General features: G+C 66.3%; 7 protein-coding genes. 6 read left to right on the top strand and 1 reads right to left on the bottom strand.

The window, feature by feature from the left end; translation table 11 throughout:
- A partial coding sequence (locus DBR20_RS08735) for an aminotransferase class I/II-fold pyridoxal phosphate-dependent enzyme (RefSeq protein ID WP_258223265.1) occupies nucleotides 1-752 on the bottom strand: 752 nt, incomplete at its 3' end.
- Between the two features lie 182 nt (nucleotides 753-934).
- Between DBR20_RS08735 and ligA the strand changes: the two genes are divergently transcribed.
- The 6 genes from ligA to gyrA all read left to right on the top strand — a co-directional run bounded on the left by ligA (nucleotide 935) and on the right by gyrA (nucleotide 9,823).
- On the top strand, nucleotides 935-3,406 hold the full coding sequence (gene ligA / locus DBR20_RS08730) for an NAD-dependent DNA ligase LigA (protein WP_181393052.1): 2,472 nt from the start codon (nucleotides 935-937) through the stop codon (nucleotides 3,404-3,406).
- A gap of 51 nt (nucleotides 3,407-3,457) precedes the next feature.
- Nucleotides 3,458-3,943, top strand: coding sequence for a GNAT family N-acetyltransferase (locus DBR20_RS08725; RefSeq protein WP_108265906.1), 486 nt, complete (start codon nucleotides 3,458-3,460; stop codon nucleotides 3,941-3,943).
- Nucleotides 3,940-4,896 carry an EF-P lysine aminoacylase EpmA gene (epmA, locus tag DBR20_RS08720; RefSeq protein WP_108265905.1) on the top strand — a complete coding sequence of 319 codons (957 nt, stop codon included), beginning with the start codon at nucleotides 3,940-3,942 and terminating at the stop codon, nucleotides 4,894-4,896. Before DBR20_RS08725 ends, epmA begins: the two co-directional genes overlap by 4 nt.
- Nucleotides 4,897-5,033: 137 nt before the next feature.
- Nucleotides 5,034-5,765, top strand: a complete 732-nt coding sequence (locus DBR20_RS08715; RefSeq protein WP_108265904.1) for a DUF3011 domain-containing protein — start codon at nucleotides 5,034-5,036, stop codon at nucleotides 5,763-5,765.
- 46 nt (nucleotides 5,766-5,811) lie between these two features.
- The gene (gene mtnA, locus DBR20_RS08710; RefSeq protein ID WP_108265903.1) at nucleotides 5,812-6,876 is read left to right on the top strand and encodes an S-methyl-5-thioribose-1-phosphate isomerase; all 1,065 of its coding nucleotides are present in this window, start codon (nucleotides 5,812-5,814) and stop codon (nucleotides 6,874-6,876) included.
- Between the two features lie 232 nt (nucleotides 6,877-7,108).
- Nucleotides 7,109-9,823 carry a DNA gyrase subunit A gene (gene gyrA / locus DBR20_RS08705; protein ID WP_108265902.1) on the top strand — a complete coding sequence of 905 codons (2,715 nt, stop codon included), beginning with the start codon at nucleotides 7,109-7,111 and terminating at the stop codon, nucleotides 9,821-9,823.
- Nucleotides 9,824-10,050 lie beyond the last annotated feature (227 nt).

The following is a 10,050-nucleotide window of genomic DNA, read 5'->3' as shown; positions in this document are numbered from 1 at the left end:
GGGTTTGCCGCCGCCACACCAAGCCGCAAGCCGGCCATGCCGTACAGCTTGGAGAACGTGCGTAGCACGATCAGGTCATCGCGCCGGGCCACCTGTGCAATCAGGCTGGGCTGTTCGCTGTACTGCAGGTAGGCCTCGTCCAGCAGCACGCGGGTGCCGGCGGGCTTGTTGGCCAGCAGCCAGGCCAGTTCCTCGGCGGGGCTGATCGAGCCGGTGGGATTGTTGGGGTTGCACACGTACAGCAGGCCGGTCGGTCGCGCGTGGGCAGCGGCCACCATCGCGCGCAGGTCGTGCGCGCCGTCGTTGCGCAGTGGCACCTTCTGCACGTGGGCGCCGCGCGCGGCTGCCATCTCGCCCAGCGTCTCGAAGGTCGGGTCGGCCACCACCAGGCCCGCCTGCGGGCCGGTCCACAGCGTCGCCGCACGGTTCAGCGGTTCGCTGGAGCCCGGATACAGGCGCACGTGGTCGGCGGGAATTCCGGCCAGGGCGACGAAGGCATCGCGTACCTCACCGGCCAAGGCGAAGCGGTAACGCCCGCAGCTGGCGATGCTGTCGCGTGCCGCCTGTTGTGCAGCGGGCGAGGGGCCGTAGGGGCATTCGTTGAAGTTCAGCAGCACCGCGCCGACATCGGCGTTTGGCGCGGCAACGGTCGCTGGCTGTGCCTGGGCCGACCGGGGCAGGCCGCTGCCGGCAAGGGCGAGGCCGGCGCCGGCCAGTTGCAGGAAGTGGCGACGGGAGGCAGGCAAGGTCACAGAGGCGGTTCCGGAAGGGCGACCGACGCACGCTAGCGCTGGCAGCGAGTGCCGGCAAGCGGTTGCGTAGAGCTGGTGCCACGCTCGACTGCTGTTCGCCGCCTGCTGAGTCTGGCTCGACGCTACAGACAGGGCCTGACGCGCAGGCGCGGTAGAATTCACGGCCATCCCAGAACCCGCGGATTCCGATGAGCCCCAGCCCCGCCGAACGTGCTGAAGACCTGCGCCGGCAGATCGCCCAGGCCAATCGCGCCTATCACGAGCTGGATGCGCCGGAGATCCCCGACGTCGACTACGACCGTCTGGTGCGTGAGCTGGAGGCGCTGGAGCGCGAGCATCCCGATCTTGCCCGTGCCGACAGCCCGACCCAGCAGGTGGGCGCCCGCCCGTCGGGACGCTTCGCCGAAGTCACCCATGCGGTGCCGATGCTGTCGCTGTCCAATGCCTTCAGCGATGAGGAAGTAGCCGACTTCGTGCGCCGCATTGATGAGCGTCTGCGCCGCGGCACCCTGCGTTTTTCCGCCGAACCGAAGATGGATGGCCTGGCGATCAGCCTGCGCTACGAGGACGGCCATTTCGTGCTGGGCGCCACCCGCGGCGATGGCAGCACCGGCGAGGACGTGACCGCCAACCTGCGCGAGATCGGTGACATCCCCAAGCGCCTGAAAGGCAAGGACTGGCCGGATGTGCTGGAAGTGCGTGGCGAGGTCTACATGGCCCGCGCTGACTTCGAGGCCTACAACGAGCGCGCGCGCCTGCACGGTGGCAAGGTGCTGGCCAATCCGCGCAACGCCGCCGCCGGTTCGCTGCGCCAGCTCGACCCGAAGATCAGCGCGCAGCGCAGGCTCAGTTTCTTCACCTACGGTACCGGTGACGTGCAGGGCGGTGAGCTGCCCGATACGCATTCGGGCACGCTGGCACAGCTGCGCGAATGGGGCTTCCCGGTCAGCGACCTGTGCAAGGTGGTGGAGGGCAGCGACGGCCTGCTGGCCTATTACCGGGACATCGGCGAGCGTCGTGACGGCTTGGCATTCGATATCGATGGTGTGGTCTACAAGCTCGATGACCGCGCCGGTCAGCAGACCATGGGCTTCGTTTCGCGCGCACCGCGCTGGGCCATCGCGCACAAGTTCCCGGCGCAGGAACAGAGCACCACGCTGGAAGCCATCGAAATCCAGATCGGCCGCACCGGAGCTGCCACCCCGGTAGCACGCCTGGCGCCGGTCGCAGTGGCTGGGGTGATCGTCTCCAACGCCACCCTGCACAACGCTGACCAGATCGCGCGCCTGGACGTGCGCGTGGGCGACAGCGTGATCGTGCGCCGTGCCGGCGATGTAATCCCGGAAGTGGTCAGCGTCATCCTCGACCGCCGCCCTGCGGGTACCACGCCCTGGCAGATGCCGACCAGCTGCCCGGTGTGCGGTTCGGAGATCGTGCGCGAGGAAGGTGCTGCTGCCTGGCGCTGCTCGGGCGAGCTGTCCTGCCCGGCGCAGCGCAAGGAAGCCATCGCCCACTTCGCCTCACGACGGGCGATGGATATCGACGGCCTTGGCGACAAGTACATCGAAACGCTGGTGGACGCCGGCATCGTCAAAAGCGTGGCCGATCTGTACCGCCTCACCCGTGACCAGCTGCTGCACCTGAAGCTGGTGCTGGATGCTGAAGACCCTTCCGCACTCGCAGCCAGCCTGAAACTGCACCTGCCAGCCGAAGGCAGCGGCGCGGTGCTCAACGCCGTGTTGAAGCTGGATGGCAACGATGCCGGATGGCGCGCGCAGGCACTGGCGCAGCCGGCCGCCTTCGAATGGAACACGAAGAAGATCGCCACCAAGTGGGCGGACAACCTGATTGCCGCGATCGACGCCAGCCGTGATGCGACGCTGGAACGGCTGCTGTTCGCGTTGGGCATCGAGCACGTTGGCGAGAGCACCGCCAAGGCACTGGCACAGTGGTTTGGCGATCTGGCGTTGATTCGCCGTCTACCGTGGCCGCTGTTCAAGCGCGTTCCGGATATCGGTGGCGAGGTGGCACGTTCGCTGGGTCACTTCTTCGAACAGGAGGGCAACCAGCAGGCCATCGATGCGCTGCTGCAGGTGGGGCAGGTACGTATCAGCGACGTGCATCCGCCGAGCGCAAAGCTGCGCGAAGGTCTTGACCTGGCCCAGTTGCTGGTTGAAGCGGAGATTCCCGGCATCACCCGCCTGCGTGCCGAGAAGCTGGTCGCCGCACTGCCCAGCGCGCAGTCGGTGCTGGACGCCGAGCACGGCCAGTTCGTCAACGCCGGCCTGCCCGATGACACCGCGCGAGGCGTCGCTGACTGGCTGGACAGCGAGGGCCATGGCGCGATGCTGCTGGCAGCCGAAGTGGAGATGAAGCACATCCTGGCCAGCGCACCGGCCCTGGCAGAAGTGGTGGCCGGGCCGCTGGACGGGCAGACCGTGGTTCTGACCGGCACGCTGGCCCTGCTCAATCGCGATACCGCCAAGGAGCGCCTGGAGGCGCTGGGCGCCAAGGTATCCGGCAGCGTGTCGAAGAAGACCAGTTTCGTGGTTGCCGGCACCGAGGCGGGATCGAAGCTGGACAAGGCGCAATCACTGGGCGTTCCGGTGTGGGATGAAGAGCGCCTGCTGGCCTACCTCGCCGAACACGAATGATGAACCGGCCGGGTGCGCAGGCGCCCGGCACGCAACCGCAGAGGAACACTGATGCAGACCGCTCCGCTGGATTTCCGCCTGGCCACCCGTGCCGACGAGGAACTGCTGATCGCGCTGATGCGCGATTTCTACGCCGAAGACAAGATCGAATTCGACGATGCGCGTGTGCGCCGTGGTGTCGATGCGCTGCTGGCTGATCCGCGCAACGGCGAAGTGCTGCTGTGGCTGGACGAGGCCGCAGTCGTCGTCGGCTATGCGGTGATCGCGATGGGCTTCAGCCTGGAGCAGGGCGGCCATTTCATGCTGTTGGACGAGCTCTATCTCAGCCATCGCGCACGCGGCCGTGGCCGTGGCAAGCGGGCACTGGCCATCTGCGAACAGCGCGCGCGGGGGCGCGGCGTGAGCCGGCTGCGGTTGGAGGTCAATCATCACAACGAACTGGCGCGCCGCCTGTATCTGGCCAGCGGCTACATCGATGACACCCGCGATCTGCTGACCCTGCCGCTGGATCATCCGCGCCCGGAGGGCATCCTGTGAGCGAGGCACTGCTGCGCAGCCTGCAACAGCGCGCCACCCTCAATGCGCTGGTGCGGCGCTTCTTCGCCGAGCGTGGCGTGCTGGAGGTGGAAACGCCGATCCTGTCGGTGGCGGGCAACACCGAGCCGAACATCGACAGCTTCCACACCGATTTCAGTGGCCACGTCGATGCGGGCGGTCGCCGCCGCTGGCTGCGCACCTCGCCGGAGTTCCCGCTCAAGCGACTGCTCGCTGCCGGCGTGGGCGACTGCTATGAGCTGGGCCGGGTGTTCCGCAACGGCGAAGCGGGCGGTCGCCATAACCCCGAGTTCACCATGCTGGAGTGGTATAGGGTTGGCTGGGACCACCATCGGTTGCTGCAGGAAACGGCGGAACTGGTGGGGCAGGCACTGGCGCTGGTGGGGCGCAGCGCGACGTTGCGTGTGCTGAGCTATCGCGAACTGTTCCAGCAGCACGCAGGCGTGGACCCGTTCGATGCCGATGAGGCAGCGCTGCGCGCCGCGCTGGGCGAGGTGCACATCGATCCGGTGGGCCTGACCCGCGATGACTGGCTGGATCTGTTGATGACCCACCGCATCCAACCGCATTTCGATGACGCGGTCATGACCGTCGTCCACGACTGGCCCGCCAGCCAGGCGGCATTGGCGCGCATCCGCGCCGGCACACCGCCGTTGGCCGAGCGTTTTGAGCTGTACCTGGGCGCGGTGGAACTGGCCAACGGTTATCACGAACTGAACGATGTGGCTGAACAACGCGCGCGTTTCCAGCATGACCTGCAGCGCCGCCACGCCCGCGGACAGGTGCAGCCCGCGCTGGATGAAGCGTTGCTGCATGCACTGCCTTTGATGCCCGACTGTGCCGGCGTTGCCGTTGGCATCGATCGCCTGTTGATGGCGATGCACCGTACACCGCGCATTGCAGATGTACTTGCATTCGATTTCGCCCACGCATGACCCGACGAATTCCCATGGACCTGGCAGGCTGAACGAAAACGCGCTTTTCCGCGCTTGATTCAGCAAGCACGATGATGCTCTTATCACAGCCGATACCGCACACTTGCGTCGTGGTTCATCCATTCATGGGGAAGGCTTTGGTCAAGTGGTTTGCGGTCGTAGCGGCACCGATGTACTCCGTGGCGATATGGGGTGGCCTGCTTCCGTCGACCGCATCGGCGCAGTCGATTGGCTATGACAGCGAAGTGGTGACCTGCGAATCCCGCGACATGGGCTGGGTGCACTGCGATATCGACATCAGCAACGGTGTCGACCTGATCCGCCAGTTGTCCAGCAACAGCTGCATCCGTGGCAGCGAGTGGGGCACCGACCGCAGTGGCGTGTGGGTGACCCTGGGCTGCCGCGCCGAGTTCCGCGCGCGCCGTGCAGAGAATGGTGCCGTGCCCTCGGCCGAGGGTCGCAAGCGTCTGGTGCGACGGGTCGTGCGCTGTGAGTCCAACGGTCGCCCGCAGAGTTGCCCTGTACGCCTGGATGGTGCGCCGGTGCGGCTGCTGCGGCAGCTGTCGGTGCTGCCGTGCCGGGAAGGGCAGGGCTGGGGCTACAAGCGCAATGAGGTATGGACCACCCGGGGTTGCCAGGGTGATTTCGAGGTGGCCGACGAGCAGGGCCGTTTTGTCGACGTGGCGCGCCGGCTGACCTGCGAATCCAAGTCCAAGAAGCGCCGCTTCTGTGGCGCCAGCATCTCTACCAGCGCCATCATCTCCAACCAGCTTTCCAGCACCCCGTGCGAGGAAGGCAATACCTGGGGCTGGAACCGCAACGGCATCTGGGTCGACGGCGGCTGCCGCGCCGAATTCTCGGTGAACTGAATCCCGACGGGTCCATCCGTGCATGGCGTGGCCCTACAATGGGCCCATGAACACTGCCACCGACCTCGACTACGCCCGCTACGACCACATCCGCCCGATCCTGTGGACCGGCGATACCCTGCAACTGCTTGACCAGCGCAAGCTGCCGTTCGTGGTCGAGCATGTGGCCTGCCATGACAGTGATGAGGTGGCCGCCGCCATCCACGCCCTGACCGTGCGCGGCGCGCCGGCCATCGGCATCGCTGCCGCCTGGGGTGTGGTGCTGGCCGCACGTGATGTGCAGGCGGCCGACGGCACGCACGCCCTGCAGCAGCTGGAACCGGCGCTGCAGCGGCTGAACGCCTCGCGCCCGACCGCGGTGAACCTGGCCTGGGCGCTGGCACGCATGCGGCGTTGCCTGGGTGCTGCGGGTGCCGACTGGAAGGCGCTGCTGGAGGCCGAGGCACAGGCCATCGCTGAAGAAGACCTGGCCGCCAACCGCCATATGGGTGCCCTCGGTGCCGGCCTGATCGAGGCTGGCAGCGGCGTGTTGACCCATTGCAACACCGGTTCGCTGGCCACCGCCGGCTTCGGAACGGCGCTGGGCGTGATCCGCGCCGGCATGGCCCAGGATCGCATCGCCCGCGTGTTCGCCGGCGAGACCCGGCCGTGGCTGCAGGGTGCGCGCCTGACCGTGTGGGAGCTGCAGCAGGACGGTATCGACGCGACGCTGATCGCCGACTCGGCCGCTTCGCACCTGATGAAGACCGGTGCCGTGCAGTGGGTGATCGTCGGCGCCGACCGGATCTGCGCCAACGGCGATACCGCCAACAAGATCGGCACCTACCAGCTGGCCATCGCGGCCCGCCACCACGGGGTGAAGTTCATGGTCGTGGCGCCGTCCTCGACGGTGGACATGGATACCGTGGACGGTAGCCAGATCGAGATCGAACAGCGCGATCCGGGCGAACTGTACGGCGTGGGCGGCACCCGCACCGTGGCCGAGGGCATCGCTGCCTGGAACCCGGTGTTCGATGTCACCCCGGGCGAGCTGATCGATGCCATCGTGACCGAGCGGGGGGTGATCCTGAACCCGACCGCAGAGAACATGCGCGCCGCCTTCGGCGGCTGACGCGGGCAGGGGCGGGAGCCTTTCCACGGGAAACCGCCCCGGCCCGGCGACCGGTAGTGCCGGCCGCTGGCCGGCAAACCCCTAAGTTCCTGATTTGTGCCGGTAAAATCACCGTAAAAGCAGGCGGAAAACGGCCCCGTGTGGTAGAATCCAGCGGTTGAATCGAGGTTCCGGCACGACCGCCCCAGGGTGGATGCGCCGGACTGGACCGCTACCAGACAACGGAACCCGAATGGCAGAAACCGCCAAGGAAATCATCCAGGTCAACCTGGAAGACGAGATGCGCAAGAGCTATCTCGATTACGCCATGAGCGTGATCGTGGGGCGCGCGCTGCCAGATGCGCGCGATGGCCTCAAGCCGGTGCATCGTCGTGTGCTGTTTGCGATGAATGAACTCAACGCGCACAGCAACAAGCCCTACTTCAAGTCGGCACGTATCGTCGGTGACGTCATCGGTAAGTACCACCCGCATGGCGATCAGTCGGTGTACGACACGCTGGTGCGTCTGGCACAGCCGTTCTCGCTGCGTTACATGCTGGTCGATGGCCAGGGTAACTTCGGTTCGGTCGACGGCGACTCCGCCGCGGCGATGCGATACACCGAGGCGCGCATGTCGCGGCTCGCGCATGAGCTGATGGCGGACATCGACAAGGAAACCGTCGATTTCCAGCCCAACTACGACGAAAAGGAACTGGAGCCGACGGTCATGCCGACCCGGTTCCCGAACCTGCTGGTCAATGGTTCGGCTGGTATCGCGGTGGGCATGGCGACCAACATTCCGCCGCACAACCTCACCGAATCGATCAATGCCTGCATCGCGCTGATCGACAATCCGGAAATCGATATCGACGGCCTGATGGAGTTCATCCCGGGCCCGGATTTCCCGACCGCAGGCATCATCAACGGCACCGCTGGCATCATCGCCGGCTACCGCACCGGCCGTGGCCGCGTGCGCATCCGTGCCAAGGCGGATGTCGAAGTGGCCGACAACGGCCGCGAATCGATCATCGTCACTGAAATTCCTTACCAGGTGAACAAGGCGCGTCTGATCGAGAAGATCGCCGAGCTGGTCAAGGAAAAGAAGATCGAAGGCATCAGCGAGCTGCGCGATGAGTCCGACAAGGACGGCATGCGCATCTACATCGAAATCAAGCGCGGCGAGTCGGCCGAGGTTGTGCTCAACAACCTCTACCAGCAGACCCAGATGGAGTCGGTGTTCGGCATCAACATGGTGGCGCTGGTCGACGGCCGCCCGCAGTTGATGAACCTCAAGCAGATGCTGGAGGCCTTCGTCCGCCACCGTCGCGAAGTGGTCACCCGCCGCACCGTGTTCGAGCTGCGCAAGGCGCGCGCCCGTGCCCACGTGCTGGAAGGCCTGACCGTTGCGCTGGCCAACATCGACGAGATGATCGAACTGATCAAGACCTCGCCGAACCCGGGTGAAGCACGCGAACGCATGCTTGCGCGCCTGTGGGAGCCGGGTCTGGTCGGTTCGATGCTCGGCGCCGCCGGTGCCGAAGCCTCGCGTCCCGATGACCTGCCCAAGGGTGTGGGCCTGATCGAAGGCGGCTACCAGCTGACCGAGATCCAGGCGACCCAGATCCTGGAAATGCGCCTGCACCGCCTGACCGGGCTGGAGCAGGACCGCCTGACCGAGGAATACAAGCAGCTGCTGGAAGTGATCGCCGGGCTGATCCATATCCTGGAAGATCCCGACCGCCTGCTGCAGGTGATCCGCGAAGAGCTGATCAACGTGCGTGCCGAGTTCGGTGACGAGCGCCGTACCGAGATCCGCCACAGCGAAGAAGATCTGGACATCCTCGACCTGATCGCCCCGGAAGACGTGGTGGTCACCGTCTCCCACGCCGGCTACGTGAAGCGCCAACCGGTGAGCGTGTACCGCGCGCAGCGCCGTGGCGGCCGTGGCCGCAGCGCGGCGTCGACCAAGGAAGAGGATTTCATCGAACAGCTGTGGCTGGTCAACACGCACGACACGCTGTTGACCTTCACCAGTTCGGGCAAGGTGTTCTGGCTGCCGGTGTACCAGCTGCCCGAAGCCGGTTCCAACGCCCGCGGTCGTCCGATCATCAACTGGATCCCGCTGGAGCCCGGCGAACGCGTGCAGGCCGTGCTGCCGGTGCGCGAGTACGCCGATGGTCAGTTCGTGTTCTTCGCCACGAAGAACGGTACGGTCAAGAAGACTCCGCTGGGCGAGTTCGCCTTCCGTCTGGCCCGCGGCAAGATCGCGATCAACCTCGACGAGGGCGATGCCCTGGTTGGCGTCGGCCTGACCGATGGCGAGCGCGACATCCTGCTGTTCGCCTCCAATGGCAAGACCGTGCGCTTCGGTGAAGACAAGGTCCGCTCGATGGGCCGTACCGCTACCGGCGTGCGTGGCATCAGGATGCCGGCCGGCGAGGAAGTGGTCAGCCTGATCGTGGCCGAGAGTGCTGGCGGCATCGAGGATGAGAACGAGGACGACAACGGTGTCGAGGAAGCCATCGCCACCGGCGACGCGGTGATCGAAGGTGCCGACGACGCCAACCTGCGTTACATCCTCACTGCCACCGAAAACGGCTACGGCAAGCGCACCCCGCTGCCGGACTACCCGCGCAAGGGTCGTGGCACGCAGGGCGTCATCGGCATCCAGACCACCGAGCGCAATGGCAAGCTGGTCGCCGCGGTGCTGATGGGTACCGACGATGAAGTCCTGCTGATCTCCGACGGCGGCACCCTGGTGCGTACGCGTGGCTCGGAAATCAGCCGCGTCGGCCGCAACACCCAGGGCGTGACCCTGATCCGCCTGTCCAAGGACGAGAAGCTGCAGGCGGTGGAGCGCATGGATGCCTCGATCGACGAGGACGAGGACGAGGTGGCCGCCGCCACCCCGGCCGCGTCCGACGGCGCACCGGCTGCTGCCAGCAGCGAGGACGCCGCGCAGGAGTGATCCTGCCGCGATGCTGAGGTACCCGACGACGCCGGCCTTGTGCCGGCGTCGTCGTGTCCGCCGTCGAAAATACGCACGCACTTCACGGTGACGGTGGCATAAGGGCGCATGCTGCCCCCGGAGAGCGTCGATGTCCGCCACGCCGCAGTCCGCTTCCGCCGCAACGCCCACCTCGCGCCACCCGCTGATCACCGTCCTGGCCTTGTTGCTGATCGTGCTCGGCCTGA

This window comes from Stenotrophomonas sp. HMWF023 (genome assembly GCF_003060985.1).
Classification (GTDB): Bacteria; Pseudomonadota; Gammaproteobacteria; order Xanthomonadales; family Xanthomonadaceae; genus Stenotrophomonas; species Stenotrophomonas lactitubi.
The sequence above is the reverse complement of the archived record's forward strand: the minus strand, read 5'-3'. Positions and strand labels throughout refer to the sequence as shown.

Coding starts and splice junctions, on each gene's coding strand:
- DBR20_RS08725 (WP_108265906.1), top strand. CDS start 3,458: ATGCAGACCGCTCCGCTGGATTTCCGCCTGGCCACCCGTGCCGACGAG.
- mtnA (WP_108265903.1), top strand. CDS start 5,812: ATGAACACTGCCACCGACCTCGACTACGCCCGCTACGACCACATCCGC.
- gyrA (WP_108265902.1), top strand. CDS start 7,109: ATGGCAGAAACCGCCAAGGAAATCATCCAGGTCAACCTGGAAGACGAG.